General features: G+C 52.4%; 17 protein-coding genes. 14 read left to right on the top strand and 3 right to left on the bottom strand.

The window, feature by feature from the left end; all coding sequences use genetic code 11:
• The first annotated feature begins 6 nt into the window (after nt 1–6).
• The 9 genes from truB (at nt 7) to RBH76_12765 (ending at nt 10,164) form a co-directional block, all read left to right on the top strand.
• Nucleotides 7–888 carry a tRNA pseudouridine(55) synthase TruB gene (gene truB, locus RBH76_12805; GenBank protein ID WMJ83596.1) on the top strand — a complete coding sequence of 294 codons (882 nt, stop codon included), beginning with the start codon at nt 7–9 and terminating at the stop codon, nt 886–888.
• Between the two features lie 178 nt (nt 889–1,066).
• Nucleotides 1,067–1,981: a riboflavin biosynthesis protein RibF gene (ribF, locus tag RBH76_12800; GenBank protein ID WMJ83595.1), complete on the top strand. Its 915-nt coding sequence runs from the start codon at nt 1,067–1,069 to the stop codon at nt 1,979–1,981.
• Nucleotides 1,982–2,016: 35 nt separating this feature from the next.
• Nucleotides 2,017–2,700, top strand: a complete 684-nt coding sequence (locus tag RBH76_12795; GenBank protein ID WMJ83594.1) for a hypothetical protein — start codon at nt 2,017–2,019, stop codon at nt 2,698–2,700.
• Nucleotides 2,701–2,930: 230 nt separating this feature from the next.
• On the top strand, nt 2,931–3,197 hold the full coding sequence (rpsO, locus tag RBH76_12790; protein ID WMJ83593.1) for a 30S ribosomal protein S15: 267 nt from the start codon (nt 2,931–2,933) through the stop codon (nt 3,195–3,197).
• Between the two features lie 189 nt (nt 3,198–3,386).
• Complete coding sequence (locus RBH76_12785) at nt 3,387–5,501, top strand: polyribonucleotide nucleotidyltransferase (GenBank protein WMJ83592.1); 2,115 nt, start codon at nt 3,387–3,389, stop codon at nt 5,499–5,501.
• Between the two features lie 600 nt (nt 5,502–6,101).
• The gene (locus RBH76_12780; GenBank protein ID WMJ83591.1) at nt 6,102–7,370 is read left to right on the top strand and encodes a hemolysin family protein; all 1,269 of its coding nucleotides are present in this window, start codon (nt 6,102–6,104) and stop codon (nt 7,368–7,370) included.
• A gap of 41 nt (nt 7,371–7,411) precedes the next feature.
• Complete coding sequence (gene proB, locus RBH76_12775; protein WMJ83590.1) at nt 7,412–8,206, top strand: glutamate 5-kinase; 795 nt, start codon at nt 7,412–7,414, stop codon at nt 8,204–8,206.
• The gene (locus RBH76_12770; GenBank protein ID WMJ83589.1) at nt 8,199–9,446 is read left to right on the top strand and encodes a glutamate-5-semialdehyde dehydrogenase; all 1,248 of its coding nucleotides are present in this window, start codon (nt 8,199–8,201) and stop codon (nt 9,444–9,446) included. Before proB ends, RBH76_12770 begins: the two co-directional genes overlap by 8 nt.
• A gap of 10 nt (nt 9,447–9,456) precedes the next feature.
• On the top strand, nt 9,457–10,164 hold the full coding sequence (locus RBH76_12765; GenBank protein ID WMJ83588.1) for a hypothetical protein: 708 nt from the start codon (nt 9,457–9,459) through the stop codon (nt 10,162–10,164).
• 81 nt (nt 10,165–10,245) lie between these two features.
• Here the strand turns inward: RBH76_12765 and RBH76_12760 are convergent, their stop codons facing one another.
• On the bottom strand, nt 10,246–11,097 hold the full coding sequence (locus RBH76_12760) for a DUF975 family protein (protein WMJ83587.1): 852 nt from the start codon (nt 11,095–11,097) through the stop codon (nt 10,246–10,248).
• A gap of 169 nt (nt 11,098–11,266) precedes the next feature.
• On the bottom strand, nt 11,267–11,935 hold the full coding sequence (locus RBH76_12755; protein ID WMJ83586.1) for a histidine phosphatase family protein: 669 nt from the start codon (nt 11,933–11,935) through the stop codon (nt 11,267–11,269).
• Between the two features lie 121 nt (nt 11,936–12,056).
• On the opposite strand from RBH76_12755, the gene RBH76_12750 reads away from it, so the two are divergent.
• Nucleotides 12,057–12,770 (top strand): helix-turn-helix transcriptional regulator, encoded by a 714-nt coding sequence (locus tag RBH76_12750; GenBank protein WMJ83585.1) that lies wholly within the window; start codon nt 12,057–12,059, stop codon nt 12,768–12,770.
• A gap of 193 nt (nt 12,771–12,963) precedes the next feature.
• Here the strand turns inward: RBH76_12750 and RBH76_12745 are convergent, their stop codons facing one another.
• Nucleotides 12,964–13,131, bottom strand: a complete 168-nt coding sequence (locus tag RBH76_12745) for a hypothetical protein (protein WMJ83584.1) — start codon at nt 13,129–13,131, stop codon at nt 12,964–12,966.
• A 296-nt stretch (nt 13,132–13,427) separates the two neighbouring features.
• Here RBH76_12745 and recA point away from each other — a divergent pair, with 296 nt between their 5' ends.
• The 4 genes from recA to pgsA all read left to right on the top strand — a co-directional run bounded on the left by recA (nt 13,428) and on the right by pgsA (nt 17,358).
• Nucleotides 13,428–14,513 (top strand): recombinase RecA, encoded by a 1,086-nt coding sequence (gene recA, locus RBH76_12740; protein WMJ83583.1) that lies wholly within the window; start codon nt 13,428–13,430, stop codon nt 14,511–14,513.
• Complete coding sequence (locus RBH76_12735) at nt 14,510–15,127, top strand: regulatory protein RecX (protein WMJ83582.1); 618 nt, start codon at nt 14,510–14,512, stop codon at nt 15,125–15,127. The genes recA and RBH76_12735 overlap by 4 nt, the downstream gene beginning before the upstream one ends.
• Before the next feature lie 317 nt (nt 15,128–15,444).
• Complete coding sequence (rimO, locus tag RBH76_12730) at nt 15,445–16,773, top strand: 30S ribosomal protein S12 methylthiotransferase RimO (protein ID WMJ83581.1); 1,329 nt, start codon at nt 15,445–15,447, stop codon at nt 16,771–16,773.
• A 3-nt stretch (nt 16,774–16,776) separates the two neighbouring features.
• The gene (pgsA, locus tag RBH76_12725; GenBank protein ID WMJ83580.1) at nt 16,777–17,358 is read left to right on the top strand and encodes a CDP-diacylglycerol--glycerol-3-phosphate 3-phosphatidyltransferase; all 582 of its coding nucleotides are present in this window, start codon (nt 16,777–16,779) and stop codon (nt 17,356–17,358) included.
• Nucleotides 17,359–17,750: the final 392 nt, after the last annotated feature.

Genomic DNA, 17,750 nt, shown 5'->3' with positions numbered 1-17,750 from the left:
TAACACATGGCAGACGGCATATTGTTATTGGATAAGCCGCAGGGTTTTACCTCGTTTGACGTCATTGCAAAGCTACGGGGAATGAGCCGTCAACGCAAAATCGGCCACGCCGGAACACTTGACCCGATGGCGACGGGGGTACTCCCCTGCCTTTTTGGTTCGGCCACCCGTCTTTGTGACATAATGCCCTGCGAAGAAAAAACTTATTTCGCCACCGTACAGTTTGGCATCAGCACCGATACACAGGACATAACTGGCGAGGTGCTTTCCACAAGCGATCTCGCCGTAGATAAAACAATGGTCGAAGCGGCTTTGCCCGCTTTTCGCGGGGAGATCACCCAAATCCCCCCGATGTATTCCGCCGTTTCGGTTAACGGTAAGCGCCTTTATGACCTCGCCCGTCAAGGTAAGGAGGTCGAACGCCCCGGCAGGCAAATCACCATTCACGACCTGACGCTGGTTTCGTTTGATGCAAACCAACGTCGGGCAGATTTTTCGGTAACCTGTTCAAAGGGCAGCTATGTGCGCACGCTGTTCCATGATATTGGACAGGTGCTTGGCTGTGGTGCGGCGCTCTTTGCGTTGCGACGCACCGCCTCCAGCGGGTTTGCGATAGATGATTGCATCACGATGGACGAGGCGCAGCACCTAACCGACCAAGGTACCCTTTTAGACCATTTGCTGCCCGTTTCCACCGCCTTTGTCACGCTACCTCGCCTCGAGGTAGGTGAATGGCAGGGCAAAATGCTTTCAAACGGCGTGGCGCTCAGTTTAAAAAAGCTTGGGAACCCTGAGCCGGGTCAGTATGCTGTCTGGCAAAGCGGAATTTTTCTCGGCCTTGGCACCGTCGCCCCAGATGCGGACGGCATGCGTTTAAAACGCTTTTAGAGTATTTTAAAAAAGCTAAAAATGTGAGAAATTCAAAAGCATAAGCGTAAGACAAAATGCAGGGACACCGGTTGTGTGTGGGCATTTTGTTGTAGTAATCGGCTTAGAACAGAATTGATCTAAATTGGTGACGTTTAAAAAGCCCCTGGTGAGACAAAATAAAAAGGTAACTATAACGATGAATATTGCACAGGACCTAAAAATTGAAACGCAGCGTCCCACTGCGGTTGCCGTGGGCTTTTTTGACGGGGTGCACCGCGGGCACCGAGCCGTAATTGAAGCGGCGCTCTCGCATAAACACCACGGACTGGATACCTGCGTGTTTTCTTTCTCGATTAAAAGCGCCAGCCCCGAAAAGAAAAAAGGCGCACGTCTGCTGCAAACGCCCTCGCTTAAAGCAAAGTCGGTCGAGGCGCTGGGGGCTGACTGGCTTTTAACCCCCGATTTTTCGCAATTTAAAGGCCTTTCGCCCGAGCAGTTTGCGCTGGACGTACTGATGCGTGGCTTAAACGCCAAGGTGGTCTGCTGCGGCTATGACTATCACTTCGGCAAGGGCGCCTGCGCGGGAGCTAAGGAGCTGGCTGCCCTGCTTGAGCCGCACGGTGTGGCGGTGGAGCAGGTTGGGGCGGTTTTGGACAACGGTCTGCCCGTCAGCTCAACCCGTATCCGTGAGGCGTTGGCCGCCGGCGAGATCGAGACGGCAAACCGCCTTTTGGGCCGACCTTTTGCCATCGATTTTGCGGTATCGCACGGGCGGGGCTTAGGGCGCGAGTTGGGTTTCCCCACTGCGAACCAGTTAATCGGCGAGGAATATGCTCAGCTTCGGTTCGGCGTTTATGCCACACAGGTGTTTATCGACGGCGAGGCGCACCCAGCGGTTACCAACGTAGGTATCAAGCCGACGGTGGGCTCCGACAGCGTCGGTGCCGAAAGCTATATTCTCGACTGGTCTGGCGATCTTTATAATAAGCCAGTGGAGACGCAATTTCTCTCTTTTTTGCGCCCCGAACAGAAGTTTGAATCGCTCGACGCACTCAAAGACGCTATCCGTAAAGACGCAGACCGCGCGCGGATGCTAGCGAGCAACTGTTAAGACACCGATTGACAGCATTTGTGGGGGATGACATCATGCGTATGCCACAAGGAAAAAAAGCTGGTTATTGGGTATTTCTTGCGCTGATCGTGCTGCTCGGTGGCGTCTTTTTTTCAAAACCCTCTGCTGCATTGACCGGTCTGTCACTGGAGGAAACGGGTTACACCCTTTCTTCACTGGAAAATGTAAAATTCGATAACCCTTACCTGGGTTACGAGGAATATCCGATTAGCTTTATCGTCCTTCAGGGCGACCAGAAGCGCCGTTATGCAGAACAGTTGCAAGGCAGTTACACCGTTATTTACGCGCCTATGCCGTGGCTCTATGAAGCGGAGCTAGTGCCGCTAATGTGGCTTCAGTCGGTGAAAACTGGTGATATCCACGGACTGAACCCGACGCTTGAAACCCCAAACGGACCTGTGGCGCTTCGCGAGCTATCAAAGCATCAGGTTTATCGCGACAAAAATATCATCATTTTTGATGTAACTTCTATCGAACGAAGTGAGACTATTGAAGCCGTAACACAAAGCTTTGCCGCCGACCGGCTAAAGAAAAGCATGGCGCTTCTCACATCATCGCAATTTTCACCTGGTAGAAGCGCTCCCACTGATTTGTTAATTTCGGTGCTTGATGGAAGCTATCACTTTGAGACTATCACCGACATGCACCGCTATCTTCTGGATAATCTGGCGCAGAACATCCTACCTGAATTCGCCTGACCAAACGCTACTTTTGTGATTTTAAAGCGATTTGTTTTAAAGTTTATTTGGTAAAACACGCTGTTGCGCCGCCTGTAATCCAAATTTACTATTTACAAATAAGTACCATACTGGTATAATATTTTAGCGCATGACCTGTACACGGCTTTTGGGCGGCTGCCCCGTTTTTTGGGGAATACTCATGGCCCATTGCTGTGTCAGTGCCGAATAATAAAAAGGAGTTTTTAATTATGCTGCTTAAAGAACAGAAAAAAGAAGTTATTCTCGCAAACGCCCTGCACGAGGGCGACACCGGTTCGCCTGAGGTTCAGATCGCTATTCTCACCAAGAGAATCAACGACCTCACCGAGCACCTGAAGGCGAACAAGAACGATCATCACTCCCGCCGCGGCCTTTTGAAGATGGTTGGTCACAGAAAAAACCTGCTGAGCTACCTTATCAAGAAAGATATTACCCGTTACCGCGAGATTATCGCTAAGCTCGGTATCCGTAAGTAAGAAGCTATTGTGTGAAGGCAGGCGCTTAGAGTTAGCGTCTGCCTTCCTGTGCAAGATAGCCGCATGCCGGCTCAAGGCCCTTTAGCCGTGAATCGAGCCTTTGTTTTTAGCCAAAGGTTGGATTCATCGCTAAAAGCGGTCGGTGCGCTGGGATGCAATGTTAATGAATATTTTAAGGAGGAAAAATCATTGTTATTCCAACACAAAATTTTCGAGACCGAATTCGCAGGACGTCCTCTAAGCTTTGAGGTCGGAAAAATTGGCATGCTCTCCAATGGTGCTTGCCTTGTCCGCTATGGTGAAACCACCGTCATGGTCAATGTTACCATGAGCAAGAACCCTCGCGAGGGAATCGACTTTTTCCCGCTTTCGGTCGATTTTGAAGAGAAACTTTACGCTGCCGGCAAGATCCCCGGCTCGTTTTTGCGCCGTGAGGGCAGACCCACCGACCGCGCCGTTCTGGCATCGCGCCTGGTCGACCGCCCCATGCGCCCCCTGTTCCCCAAGGATTTGAGAAACGACGTCACCATCATCATGACCGTTCTCTCGTATGACCCCGACTGCTCGCCTGAAATCTGCGGTATGATCGGTGCGTCCTTCTGCCTGTCCATCTCCGATATTCCGTGGGGTGGCCCGATTGCCGGCATCGCCGTCGGTCTCGTGGACGGCAAACCGGTATTGATGCCCGGTGAAGATGACAGCGAAAAGAGTGAGATGCTGCTGACCATTGCGGGCGACGTCAACAAAGTCTGCATGATCGAGCTAGCCGCTAACCAGGTGCCGGACGATGTGGTCATGAACGCCATCATTGAGGGCCACAAGGAGCTTGCTAAGATTGCGCAGTTCATCACCGACGTCAAGGCCGAGATTGGCGCGCCCAAGATTGCTTACACCGAGGTCGAGGTTGACCACGATCTGTTTGAAGCGGTAAAGGAATTCGCCGTTGAGCGCGTGCGCTACGCACTGGACACCGATGATAAGAACGTGCGTGAAGAGCGCATGCTTCCCATCGTCGCTGATATCAAGGAGAAGTTCGAGGCCGAGATGCCTGAGCTTGCCTATCAGCTGGATGAAGCCATCTACAAGCTGCAAAAGTTTGTTGTGCGCCGCTGGCTGCTTGACGACGGCAAGCGCGTCGACGGCAGAAAGCTCGACGAAATTCGCTCGCTCGCTTCTGAGGTTGGTTTGATTCCCCGCGTGCACGGCTCGGCGCTGTTCACCCGTGGCCAGACCCAGTGCCTGACCATTACCACGCTGGGTGCTGTGTCCGAAGCGCAGATTCTCGATGGCATCGGCGCTGAGACCGAGAAGCGCTATATGCACCAATATAACTTCCCGTCCTACTCGGTGGGTGAAACCCGCCCCTCGCGTGGCCCCGGCCGCCGCGAAATTGGCCACGGTGCGCTTTCTGAAAAGGCGCTGTTGCCGGTCATCCCCCCTGTTGAGGAATTCCCCTATGCCTACCGCGTCGTGTCGGAGATCACCTCTTCAAACGGCTCGACCTCTCAGGCTTCCATCTGCGCTGCTACTCTGTCGCTGATGGATGCGGGTGTGCCGCTTAAAGCCCCTGTCGCAGGCATCTCCTGCGGTCTTGTCACCGAGGGCGACCGCTGGATCACCATGGTGGACATTCAGGGCGTTGAGGATTTCTTCGGCGATATGGACTTCAAGGTTGCCGGTACCCACAACGGCATCACCGCCATTCAGGTCGACATCAAGATCGACGGCCTGACCTTTGATATCATCCGCGAGGCGATCGCCAAAACCCGCGAAGCCCGTCTCTATATTCTGGACGAAATCATGCTCAAGGCACTGCCCGCCCCGCGTGAGCAGCTCTCGAAGTATGCGCCCAAGATGCTGACCCTCAAGATCAACCCCGACAAGATCCGCGAGGTCATCGGCTCGGGCGGCAAGGTAATCCAGAAGATTACTGCCGAGTGCAACTGCAAGATCGACATTGAGGACGACGGCAACGTCTTTGTTTCCGCAATCGACATCAACGACGCCAACCGCGCCATTCAGGTCATCAAGACCATCGCAATGGATCCCGAGGTCGGCGCTGTTTACAAGGGTAAAGTTACCCGCTTGATGGCGTTCGGTGCGTTTGTTGAAATCGCCCCCGGCAAGGAAGGCCTCGTCCACATCTCAAAGCTCGACACCAAGCGCGTCGAAAAGGTTGAGGACGTTGTCACTGTCGGCGATGAGATTCTCGTCAAGGTCACCGAAATTGACCAGCAGGGCAGAGTTAATCTCTCGCGCCGCGAGGTGCTTGAGGCACTCGCCGCCAAACAGCAGAATCAGTAAATTCTATTAAAAAAGAGGATGGGCTTTCCCATCCTCTTTTTGCTCGGTTAAAAGTATTTCTATAAAAACAAATGAATAAGTCTGCAGGGGTTTTAGCACCTTTCAAAAACAACGAGAAGCCTGCGCCGTGGTTTCCCCGTTTTTCATGCTCAAAGAAAATTGATCATTTTTGTTAAGGTAGCTGAAGCGCATCCCCCACTTGTAGTTCCGATTTTTTAAATTGATTCATATTAAAATAATAGTGCGAATTTTTTTCTAATTTATTGCTTGCAAGTTTATGAAAATTCTGTTAATATGATCTTAGAAATCCTTCATGTTATGTTTTGTCGGTGTGAATCGTCCCTCACAAGATCTACATGACCTTTTCCAGCTCTCCAAACTGCACGGGTCATTTGGAGTTCCCGACATAACAGAACGGTTTCCTCACACACAAAAGTCCGCCGTCATGGCGGCCTTTTGCCTTTTTAGGGTAAACTTTGCAAAGCCTTAATAATTTGTTATTGAGAAGTCTGGGCATACATGCTAAAATAAAATTTAACGTATTCACCATCAGGTGAACAGATAAATAATTGTACATTTAAGATGGAGTTGAGCTTTTTTTTGGACACAGACGGTTTATGGACCTTATTTCTGCTATTTATTCTCATTGCTATGTCAGCGTTTTTTTCCGCCTCTGAAATGGCGCTTTCGGCCGTAAACAAGGTGCGGCTGAAAACCATGGCAGAAGACGGTGACCCCCGCGCCCAGCGCGCATTGGCAATGGTCGAACGGTTTGACCGCACGCTTTCGGTCATCCTTGTCGGTAACAACGTCGTCAATATCGCCGCCGCTTCCGCAGCCACCGTGCTGGCCACCCAAATCTTTGGGGTGAGCGGTATCGCTATTGCGACAGCCGCCACCACCGTAGTGATTCTGGTGTTTGGCGAGGTGCTGCCTAAAAGTATCGCCAAAGAAAACGCCGAATCGGTGACGCTTTCGTTGTGCGGGCCGCTGTCGGTCTTCATGTTCATTCTTACGCCGTTGGCGTTGCTGTTCGTCAAGCTGCAGGAACTTGTATCCAAGCTTTTCGGTGACAAGGGCAATCATCCACTGGTCACCGAGCAGGAGCTTTTGAATATTATCGAAACCATTGAGGAAGAGGGTGTGCTCAACGAGCAGCGCTCGGAACTGATGCAGTCGGCGCTGTCCTTTGACAGCACCACCGTCCAGGAGATTTTGACCCCGCGCGTGGACATCACCGCCATTAATATCACCGATCCGCCCGAAAAAATACGCGACATCGTCCTTAGTGAGCGGTTTTCTCGCATCCCGGTGTTCGAGCGTTCGCTGGATAACATCATTGGCATTCTGCACACCCGTGATTATCTTGAAGCGCTGCTGGCGGGCAAGGAGCCCATTGATCTGGTGGCGCTGGTAGCAAAGCCGCTGTTTGTGCACAAAAGCCACCGTGCCGCACTGCTTCTAAACGATTTTAAGCGTCAGCGCACCCATATGGCGGTGGTCATAGACGATTTTGGCGGCACTATGGGCATTGTGAGCATGGAAGATTTGCTCGAAGAACTTGTGGGCGAGATCTGGGATGAGGACGAGGACGAAGAAATCGACTTCGCCGAGCTTGAACCCTATGTATACCGTGTATCGGGCGACTACCCCATTGAAGACGCGTTGGATCGCATCGGCTATGAGGAACGCGACTTTGACAGCGAATATTCCTCGGTTGGCGGCTGGGCATTTGAATGTCTTGGCTTTATCCCCGCGGTGGGCGACGCTTTTGAATATAACGGCGTTCGGGTCGAGATCTCTGAGATGGAAGATCAGCGCATCGTGTCGGTCACCATGCGCTATGTGCCACCCGACCCCGAGGAATAATCGGCCGTCCGGTGGCGAACAAAAAGAGAGGAAAAGGCGATATGAACCGTTTTCTGGAAGCGAAACGCATTGTCATTAAGATTGGCACAACCACTCTCACCCATGGCGGCGGCTTAATTAACTACCGCCGTCTTGAAAGTCTGGTCAAAACGCTGGCCGACTTGAAAAACAGCGGTAAGGAGATTGTGCTGGTGTCGTCCGGCGCTATCGGCGTAGGTATTGGGGAACTAGGGCTTAAAAGCCGACCTAGTGACATGCCAACCAAGCAGGCCTGTGCCGCCATTGGTCAGTGCGAGCTGATGTATACTTATGACAAGCTTTTCAGTGAATATAATCATTCAGTTGCGCAAATTTTGCTCACCCGCGATGTTGTGGAAGAGGAGCAGCGCCAACAAAACGTCGTCAACACCTTTGAACGTCTACTGGAATTCGGCGTCATTCCGATCGTCAACGAAAACGACACCGTTTCGACCGAAGAAATTGAGTTCGGCGATAACGATACCCTTTCGGCCATTGTCGCAAAGCTGATTCATGCCGATGTGCTAGTGCTGCTTTCGGACATCGATGGCCTTTACACCGCCAACCCGAAGGAGGATTCGACCGCAACGCTGATTCCCGTGGTTGAAAATATCGAGGATGTCCGCCATCTGGCGGGCGGAAGCTCCAGTATATTCGGACGCGGCGGCATGATCACTAAGATAAACGCCGCCGAAATTGCCTGCGGCGCCGGCATTGATATGTCGATCATCAATGGCTCGCAACCTGCGTTGCTTTACGAGCTGTTTGACGGCGCACCGATAGGCACATACTTTTTGGGGAGGAAGCAAGATGTATGACCTGGTATCCTTAGGTAAAAATGCCCGCAAGGCGGCCCGTCAGCTTATCACGCTGGACACTGCCGCTAAAAATGCGGGGCTATTGGCCATTGCCGCGAAGCTGCGCGAAAACAAGTCGGCCATTTTAGAAGCCAACCGACTGGATATTGCCAACGCCGAAGCCAGCGGCGTGAGAACCGTGATGATAGACCGCCTAACCCTCACCAGCGAGCGGATTGATGGCATTGCCGCCGCCGCCGAGGAGGTTGTTGCGCTGCCCGACCCGGTCGGCGCTATCGACGAGGGACTCACCCGCCCCAACGGTCTGCGCATCGTTAAAACCCGCGTGCCGATCGGCGTTATCGCCATGATTTACGAAGCCCGTCCCAATGTGACGGTAGATGCTGCCGTCATCTGTTTAAAGAGCGGCAACGCCTGTATTCTGCGTGGTGGCAAGGAGGCGTATGCCACTAACCGCGTGCTGGTCGCGCTGATGCGTGAGGCAGTGCAATCGGTCGGAATTCCCTCGGATGTTATCAGTTTTGTCGAAGACACCTCACATGACACCGCTGAACGGCTCATGCGGCTCGACGGCTATGTCGACCTACTCATTCCGCGCGGCAGCGCCAAGCTGATTCAATCGGTTGTCAAGCACGCTAGCGTGCCCACCATTGAAACCGGTGCAGGCAATTGCCACGTCTATGTCGATTCGGCCGCCGACCTTGATATGGCGGTGGATATCGTCGACAACAGCAAAACACAGCGCCCCTCGGTCTGCAATTCGCTCGAGACGGTGCTGGTACACCGCAATGTTGCAGAAAAGTTTTTGCCGATGATGAAAACGGCACTGGACAGCCACAACACTGAGCTGCGCGGCTGCCCCGAAACCCGCGCCATTTTAAAGGACATCAAACCCGCGAATGAAAGCGATTGGGAAACCGAATATAACGACTACATCCTTGCTGTAAAGGTTGTGGGCGGCGTCGATGAAGCGATGGATCACATCGCGAAGTACTCCACCGGACATTCCGATGGCATCGTCACCGACAGCGTCTCGGCCAGCCATCGGTTTGTGGCCGGGGTCGATTCGGCGGCGGTATATGTCAACGCCTCGACCCGATTTACCGACGGCGGGGAATTTGGCCTTGGCGCCGAAATCGGCATATCCACCCAAAAGCTGCACGCAAGAGGCCCCATGGGGCTGCGTGAGCTAACCTCGATTAAATATATCGTAACAGGTGACGGACAGATTCGCGCCTGACGGAGGAAGCATGAAACGAACCAACTCTAAACGTCCACGCCGCAGCCCGGCACAGCGCCGTCGGATTGCGACTATCATTGGCGGAGCCTTTGTCGCTTTTGCCGCTGTCGGTCTTTTCTCGGCGATGCTCTGGGGTGCCGACGTAATCGGTGGGCTGTTTGACAACAGTGCCAAGCGCGCCCGTTACGAAAGCTTTATCAGCCCGGTGGTCATGATGGACCCCGTTCCCTTTTCCCGCGTGGAAAACGTCGAGCAAAATCTGCTGCTACAGTCGTCGCTTTGGGCGGCGCTTATGGGCGAAAACCGCGGCGCTTATACCTATGACGAAAACGGTCTACTGCTCGTCCCTTCGTCGGACGTCGATGTAGCCGCAACAAAGCTTTTTGGGCCGAATGTCGTACTGACCCACCAGAGCTTTGAAGACTACGACGCCAGCTACCTCTTCGACCCCGAAATTTCGGCTTATCGCGTCCCCTCGATCAACAAGGTCGCCTACTCACCCGCTATTACCGATATCGACAAAAAGGGTGATACGATTTCGTTGACCGTGGGCTACGTCGCCCCGGGCAACATCTGGAGTACCGACCCGCAGACCGGTGAAGATTCCGATCAACCAACCCCTGAGAAATATATGCTTTACACCCTCACTAAATGGGATCAGGGCTATTACATCAGTGCGGTCGGCGACGTAGATACTGGCGAACAGCCGCGGTCATAATTTTAGAAATATAAAAAGCTTCGCACCGCTGATATGTGGTACGAAGCTTTTTTGTTGCAAGTAGAATTAATAACGTCTCTTTTATTTTGATGTTTCTTCCACCTCGTTCAAATCGCGCTTGGCAACCTCGATCAGATAGTGGGCGTAAAGACCCTTGATGGTGCAGCGGTACGGCAGCGTAAAGAGCCTCGGGAGTATTAAAAAATCCAGCAAGCGCCAACCCAGCATTGAAAGCTCAAGCACCAGCAATTCGGTCAGCCTACCCCGGCTCAACTGTTTCGATTTCTGAATCGCCTCTCGTGCCGTCAGATCACCGTCGTTAACCAAGGCATATTCAGCCAGATAATAGCGCATCAGCCAGATCATTAAAAATACACCGAACAGAATTAGAAGCAAAACACCCACAAGTGTCAGCCCCAGAGACAATACCGATTCAAGGTCGGTATCACCCTTCTGCCGCCAGATTTCGGCAAGATAGATGAGCGTAACAGGTGCCACCAAAAAGAGAATCGACCACATCAGCCGCCTAAAAAACAGGCAGATTTGCAACCAAAGCGCCCGCCAAAACTGCGCGGGTGAGCGAAAATATTCAAAAATGGCAACGGTCGACTCGACCTTGCCGTCGCCCAGCAGAAAAAACCACCGTATCAACCCCAGCGACAATGGCACTAGCACCAAAAAATAAAGCGCCGCCACCAAAAGGGCTACCCCCATTGCAATCGGAGAGACGTTGGGCAAGTCGTCGATATAAAGCCCTGGCGTTGCAAACGGGTCAACAAATGCTGGTAGTCCAAACACTGCCGAAAGCAGCATTTCAAGCGTCACAAACAAAAAGCAGAAAATCAAGGCGACCAGCGTGATCGCCGCCGCCCGGGACCAATGGCGCTGCAACGCCCGGCGCGCATTTTGTTTTATCAGTCTTCTCAGCTTCATGGATATTCCCTTCGTTTTGCAAAATTAACTATACTGATATCCCATTGAAAGGTCGACGAGCTGGCAGTAGATTTGCCCGGAAGGGCTAGAAAAGTACGCCGTAACAATTTTAGTGGGGTATCAGTCATACGTATTAAAGTTCCTTGGTTTAAGGTTTATGGAGCAGAACTTATAGCTTGATGCCAAGGCTGCCCATCACCCGCGGATCTCTGCCCGTAGGCAGCCCCACCGGCACGCTGCCGATGACCTCCACGACCTGATCACGCATCCAAAGCCCTGTCGACATGCGGATGGTATAGCCGGTGCCGTTGCCCAGCGCCCATTCACCCATGGGGGCACGCGGCATAGCAAAGGCCGCCAACAGCCCCATAAACACACCGCCGTGAGCGATAATCGCCGCCTCGGTAATACGGTTTTGCGTCATGTTCATAAAAATGGCGTTTAACGCCCCGCCGATGCGCGCGCCAAACTGTTCACTCGTTTCCAGTGCCCCGGGCGGGGTGCTGTGCAGCGAATTGGCGATCCAGTCGAGATAGGCCGGATCCTCTTGCAGCGCATCGATGTATTTCCCCTCAAAGTCTCCCAAAGAAAGCTCCATCAGATCTTCCACAACGGTGCGGGGCTCATCGGGGTAAAGAATTTCTGCCGTCTGAATACAGCGCAGCAGCGGCGAGCAATAGACCTCCTGCACGGCGGGGTACTCGTATTTTTCCTTGAGCATCAAAAGCTCTTCCCGCCCCTCTTTACAAATTGGAATATCCATCCGCCCGACATACCGCCCAACGCGGTTGCCTTCGGTCATGCCGTGACGAATTAAATGCAGCTTGTAAGTAACCATTTTTACCTCCACAAATTTGTTGATATCTACATATTTTTACAATTCAATCATTATTTCTTTACAATCTCCCTTTGTTATACTATAATCAATATACTCTTCGTAATTTAGGAGGCTATTTTCGATGAATCCACACTTTCCCCGAGTCATTTCTCTGCTGCGGCGCGAGCAAAAGCTGAGTCAGAAACAGGCGGCCGCCGACCTTGGTATCTCTCAGGCGCTGCTGTCGCACTATGAAAAGGGCATCCGTGAATGCGGACTAGATTTTGTGGTAAAGGTCGCTTCCTACTATAACGTCTCCTGTGATTATCTGCTGGGCCGCTCACCGGACAGAAGCGGAGCACTACTCAATATTGAGGAGCTGCCCGCCCCTGAGGACGCCGGAAAAGAAAATGCTGTAGGCAATGTCGGCCTGCTGGTAATGCTCAATAAAAAATTAATATCCAACTCGCTTTATCTGCTGTTCGACCTGCTTGGCAAGACCAAAAACCGTCTGCTGATCTCGCAGGCCTCGGCTTTTTTCATGTTGGCAGTATACCGCATGTTTAGAATTGTTTATTCCACCGACACCAAAAACCCGCAGGCGTTTTTTTCGGTGCCAAAGCCGCTTTCCGCCGGCTACGCCGACGCCGCCATGCGTACCTTTGAAAGCAACGCCGAAGCCATTGTCTCGGGTGAGCTCAAGCAGATTCCCGGCCTGGGCGAGATAGACGAGGTTGAACCGGTGACGATAACCACCCAGTCCCTCAATGAAGGCTATCCACTGTTTGCCGCTTCGTTATTTAACCTGATTAAGAACGCCGAGGAGCAGTTGCCCGGCGGCAAATCGGAAAAGTAACGCCGGACAAGCCGTTGGAATTGCCCATATAATAGCGGCTTTGCGGTTATTATACCACAAAGCAGTTGGCCATTTCCATAGCAGCCGGCAGAATGCCGCCGGGTGGTCTGATTTTGGGTTCTGTTTTTTCAAAAGCTTTAAAAACCGCTGCAAAACAGCTTTGTTTGCAGCGGTTTTTCTGTTGCGTCACGGCTTAAAGCGGGGTTTGGTCACCTTTAATATTTTGTGCAAAGCGCATGATTTCGTCAAGGCTACTAAAAGGTTTTGATCCTTGCATAATATTCTCTTGGACGAAGGGCGGCAGACCGTCAAAGTACGCCTTTACCTGTGGGTTATTCATCCATTCCGGCTTGTTGTCCATGTTGATACGCTCCTTTTATTCAGCATTGTCTTTATTTTGTGCCAAACGTTTCAAATAATTCTCAGCTTGTCGAAAAAGTGTAGGCTATGTATAAAATCAGCTAACTTTATAATGCTGTTGTGACACGCCCAAAAGCCTTTTTAAGCTGTGGCCTGGGGGTATTTTTCTCGGAACGTTTGTTCGAAAATTTATCGTAATTGGTTGCTTTTCTTTTTCTGATGCGCTATAATATTCTAAATGTACAAACAAAATTACGGCCGGGGCCGATACATAATCAACGGACGGAGGATATTAAGATGGCTGAGGACAAGCATTCTGCACTAGAAACCGCACTGAGCCAGATTGAAAAGAAATTTGGCAAGGGCGCGGTGATGAAGCTCGGGCAGCACAGCACGCTCAATGTAGACGCAATTCCCACCGGCTCTGTCGCGTTGGATTATGCGCTGGGCATCGGCGGCGTTCCCAAGGGGCGTATCGTCGAAATATACGGGCCGGAATCTTCCGGTAAGACCACCGTGGCGCTGCATATTGTCGCCGAGGCGCAAAAGCTCGGTGGCGAAGCGGTGTTTATCGACGTTGAGCACGCACTCGACCCCGTTTATGCAAAGGCGCTGGGCGTTGATATTGACTCGCTGCTCGTCTCGCAGCCCGACACCGGTGAACAAGCGCTGGAAATCTGCGAGGCTCTCGTGCGCTCAGGCGCTATCGACGTCGTGGTTATCGACTCGGTTGCTGCCATGGTCACCAAGGCCGAAATCGAGGGCGAAATGGGCGACTCACACGTTGGCTTGCAGGCTCGCCTGATGAGCCAGGCGCTGCGAAAGCTCACCGGCGCTATTTCAAAATCTAACTGTATTGCCATCTTCATCAACCAGCTGCGTGAAAAAATCGGCGTGATGTACGGCAACCCCGAGACCACGCCCGGTGGTCGCGCGCTCAAATTCTATTCCTCGGTGCGCTTGGACGTACGCCGCATTGAACAGATTAAGCAGGGCAGCGATATTTTGGGCAACCGCACCCGCGTAAAGGTGGTCAAAAACAAGGTTGCCCCGCCCTTTAAAGAGGCAGAGTTTGACATCATGTACGGCCAGGGCATCTCTAAGGAGGGCGAAATTCTCGATCTTGCGGTCAAGCTTGGCGTCGTTCAGAAGAGCGGTTCATGGTTTTCTTATGGCGAAACTCGCCTGGGTCAGGGCCGTGACAACGTTAAGGATTATATTAAAGCCAACCCAGAACTGCTGGAGGAGCTGTCAACCAAGGTCCGCGAGGGCGTACAAACAGTTGGCATCGAAAAATCCAGTAAATCTTCCAAGGGTCGCGCCGCCGCCAAGGGCTCTGCCAATATCGACGTTGAAGTCGATGAGCAGAGCACTGACAAATGATTATTACCGACGTGCGGCAAACAAAGCGCGGCAGAATTTCGGTTTATGCTGACGGCAATTTTCTATTTGCGATTGAACAGGAATGCTGGCGGCTCTCGGGTTTTGACGTTGGCGACGCGGTTGACGAAGATGCGCTCAACGCCCTGCTGCGCCAGAGCCGTGAGCAGGAGGCCAAACGCCGCGCATTGAACATGCTCTCAGCCCGAAGCTATACCGCCCAAACCCTCACCCGTCGCTTAGCCGAAAAAACCGATGCCCAAGCGGCACGCGCAGCCGTGTCCCGCATGGAGGAGTTGGGGCTTGTCGACGACGAGGACTACGCTCTGCGCTGCGCGCGCGATTTATTTAATCTGCGCGGGTTTGCGCCGCGCCGCATCCGGTATGAGCTACAAAAGCGTGGCATCGCCTCTGAATTATGCGCGCTGGCTATTGAAGAGCTCGACTGCGACGATCTTACTGAGCGCGCCACCGAGCTTTTACGCGCACGTTTTGGCGTTCTTAAAAGTGACACTGACCTTCGCCGCGCCTCTTCGCTGCTTGAGCGCTGTGGCTATACCTACTCCGACATTCAAAGCGCGCTGCGCACCGTATCTGAGCAAGATTTTGAGGACTAAATGCAGCACCTCTGGTTTCTTACATAGGAGCGAGGCGAACTCCCTGCAAAATTACGTGGGCTTTTGCCCCACGCCAAAACCCAAAAATTTCAAGTGCTTTGGCATCATGCACACGACAAAAGCCCTTAAATGGCATCGGGGAAGCCTCTGAACGAGGGTTCCCCTGTGCTTTTTGAAAGAAGCGCGAACTAGAGCCTTGCGCCAAAAATCGGTGGCTTTTGATATAAAATGATGAACTAAAACTCTAATTTGTGCAAATTTTTCGCAAAGCAGATTTTATAATAGTATCAATACATCCCGAAAGGACCAAACAGATAATGACTTATAAGGTTGGAATGATCTCGCTAGGCTGCTCCAAAAACCAGGTGGACGCGGAGCATATGCTGGCAGAGCTGGCGGCGAACGGCTTTGCCATCTGCAACGAGCCGGAGCAGTGCGACGCCATCATCGTCAACACCTGCGGCTTTATTGAGGACGCCAAGCGCGAATCGATCGAGAATATCTTTGAAGCCGCCCAGCAGAAGAAAAACAAGCTTAAAGCGCTGGCCGTCACCGGCTGCCTCGCCGAACGCTACCAGCAGGAGTTCGCTGCTGAAGTGCCCGAGGCGGACGTCATTCTCGGTATGGGCGCGATGGGTGGCATCGCCAAAGCGCTTCGCCACGCGCTGGAGAAAGGCGAACGTATCGTAGAATTCGGCGACAAAGCTGCACTGCCGCTTGAGGGTAAGCGCATCCTGGCCAATGCCCCTTATTTTGCCTATCTCAAGGTGGCCGAGGGCTGCGACAACCGCTGCTCCTTTTGTTCCATCCCCGATATTCGCGGGCATTTCCGCAGCCGCAAGATGGAGGATATCATTGAAGAGGCCAAGCAGCTCGCCGAACAGGGCGTGGTGGAATTAAACGTCGTCGCACAGGACACCACCCGCTATGGACAGGATATCTACGGCAAACTGATGCTGCCCGAACTGCTGCGCGAACTGTGTAAGATTGAAAAGCTACACTGGATTCGTGTGCTTTACTGCTACCCCGACCGCACGACTGATGCGCTGATCGAGGTCATTGCAAACGAGCCAAAAATCGTCAAATACATCGATTTGCCGTTGCAGCACAGCTGCGATACGGTACTAAAGCGCATGCTGCGCCGGGGTGATTCTACCTTAATAGGTGGGTTGCTTCAAAAGCTGCGCGACCGCATCCCTGGTGTGGTGATACGCACCACCATGATCGCCGGCTTGCCCGGCGAAACCGAAGAGGAATTCGAGCATCTGTGCAATTTTGTGCGTGATCAGGCGTTTGAACGGCTGGGGTGCTTTGCCTATTCACAGGAGGAAGAAACCCCCGCAGGTAAGATGCCCGATCAGGTGGAGGCGTCCCTGCGCCGCCACCGTGCCGATACGATTATGGAAATTCAGATGGGCATTGCCAATGAGATTGCGCGTGCCTGTGAGGGTCGCGTGCTGGAGGTATTGTGCGAGGGCTATGACGACGAGGCACAGTGCTATGTCGGCCGCAGCTATATGGATGCCCCGGACATCGACACAAAGGTATATTTTGTTGGTGAGGACGGGCTGGAGCCGGGTCAATTCGTCTCGGTGGAGATCACCGGTGCCGACGGCTATGATTTAACAGGAGAGCAGGTGGATTAAACAATGAACCTTCCGAATAAGCTGACGATGCTGCGCATCATACTGGTGCCGTTCTTTGTGTTTTTTCTTATGGCGGGCAACTCTGGTGCGTTTAACCTGATAGCGCTGCTGGTTTTTGCGGCTGCCAGCCTAACCGACATGCTCGACGGTAAAATTGCGCGGCGCCATAACCTTATCACCACCTTCGGCAAGTTGATGGACCCACTGGCCGATAAAATTCTTGTGATGAGTGCTATGATTTGTTTTGTCGCACTGAAGCTTGCCCCCGCGTGGGTGGTTATTGTGATTCTCACCCGTGAGTTTCTGGTGACTTCACTGCGGCTCATCGCCGCCGGAGAAGGGTTGGTCATCGCCGCCGACAAATGGGGCAAGATGAAAACCGTTACCCAGATGATCTGGATTATCTGGGTGCTGCTGTGGCTGTGGCTGGCGTCTTCACCACTAAGCGGTCTGCTGTCCGGCGGGTTGGACACCGTCGGAAATGTTATCTCTTTGGTGCTGATGTATGCTTCGGTGTTCTTCACGCTGCTTTCTGGCTTTAATTATGTCTGGAAAAACCGCGCACTGCTGTTCAGCGATATGTAAGCGTGTTAGTGACTGTATTAAAGTTTTAGGTCAAGCTTTTTACAAAAAGTTTCGGGCAGTACCCCTTCGCGTGCTTTTCATTCAATAAATACAGGCGGGGGCGCAGAAAGTCCGGGAGACTGTTTTTGCAAGGGGGACCCCTTGTCAGCGGTTTCCTCTTGCCGCTTTAGGCGGCATCCGCGTTTTAACCTTTGCCCGTTCACAATGAAGATAAGATCACAGCTTGCTCCCCGCCCTAATTTCGCCGCTATCAAACAGCGGCGTTTTTCGCGCGCTGACGCTGTGAGGCATTCTCATCCCCTGCCACACCATTATGGTCAGCGTGCCGTAATTTTGCGGTTCTCTTGCAATTTTTTTAGTCATATGCTAGAGTAGTATTATTATAAACTTTT

This window comes from Oscillospiraceae bacterium MB24-C1, from assembly GCA_030913685.1.
Lineage (GTDB): Bacteria > Bacillota > Clostridia > Oscillospirales > Ruminococcaceae > Yanshouia.
The sequence above is the reverse complement of the archived record's forward strand: the minus strand, read 5'-3'. Positions and strand labels throughout refer to the sequence as shown.

Excerpts from the sequence above, each read along its gene's own strand:
- truB (WMJ83596.1), top strand. The coding sequence starts at position 7 with ATGGCAGACGGCATATTGTTATTGGATAAGCCGCAGGGTTTTACCTCG.
- ribF (WMJ83595.1), top strand. The coding sequence starts at position 1,067 with ATGAATATTGCACAGGACCTAAAAATTGAAACGCAGCGTCCCACTGCG.
- RBH76_12795 (WMJ83594.1), top strand. The coding sequence starts at position 2,017 with ATGCGTATGCCACAAGGAAAAAAAGCTGGTTATTGGGTATTTCTTGCG.
- rpsO (WMJ83593.1), top strand. The coding sequence starts at position 2,931 with ATGCTGCTTAAAGAACAGAAAAAAGAAGTTATTCTCGCAAACGCCCTG.
- proB (WMJ83590.1), top strand. The coding sequence starts at position 7,412 with ATGAACCGTTTTCTGGAAGCGAAACGCATTGTCATTAAGATTGGCACA.
- RBH76_12770 (WMJ83589.1), top strand. The coding sequence starts at position 8,199 with ATGTATGACCTGGTATCCTTAGGTAAAAATGCCCGCAAGGCGGCCCGT.
- RBH76_12765 (WMJ83588.1), top strand. The coding sequence starts at position 9,457 with ATGAAACGAACCAACTCTAAACGTCCACGCCGCAGCCCGGCACAGCGC.
- RBH76_12760 (WMJ83587.1), bottom strand. The coding sequence starts at position 11,097 with ATGAAGCTGAGAAGACTGATAAAACAAAATGCGCGCCGGGCGTTGCAG.
- RBH76_12755 (WMJ83586.1), bottom strand. The coding sequence starts at position 11,935 with ATGGTTACTTACAAGCTGCATTTAATTCGTCACGGCATGACCGAAGGC.
- RBH76_12750 (WMJ83585.1), top strand. The coding sequence starts at position 12,057 with ATGAATCCACACTTTCCCCGAGTCATTTCTCTGCTGCGGCGCGAGCAA.
- RBH76_12745 (WMJ83584.1), bottom strand. The coding sequence starts at position 13,131 with ATGGACAACAAGCCGGAATGGATGAATAACCCACAGGTAAAGGCGTAC.
- recA (WMJ83583.1), top strand. The coding sequence starts at position 13,428 with ATGGCTGAGGACAAGCATTCTGCACTAGAAACCGCACTGAGCCAGATT.
- RBH76_12735 (WMJ83582.1), top strand. The coding sequence starts at position 14,510 with ATGATTATTACCGACGTGCGGCAAACAAAGCGCGGCAGAATTTCGGTT.
- rimO (WMJ83581.1), top strand. The coding sequence starts at position 15,445 with ATGACTTATAAGGTTGGAATGATCTCGCTAGGCTGCTCCAAAAACCAG.
- pgsA (WMJ83580.1), top strand. The coding sequence starts at position 16,777 with ATGAACCTTCCGAATAAGCTGACGATGCTGCGCATCATACTGGTGCCG.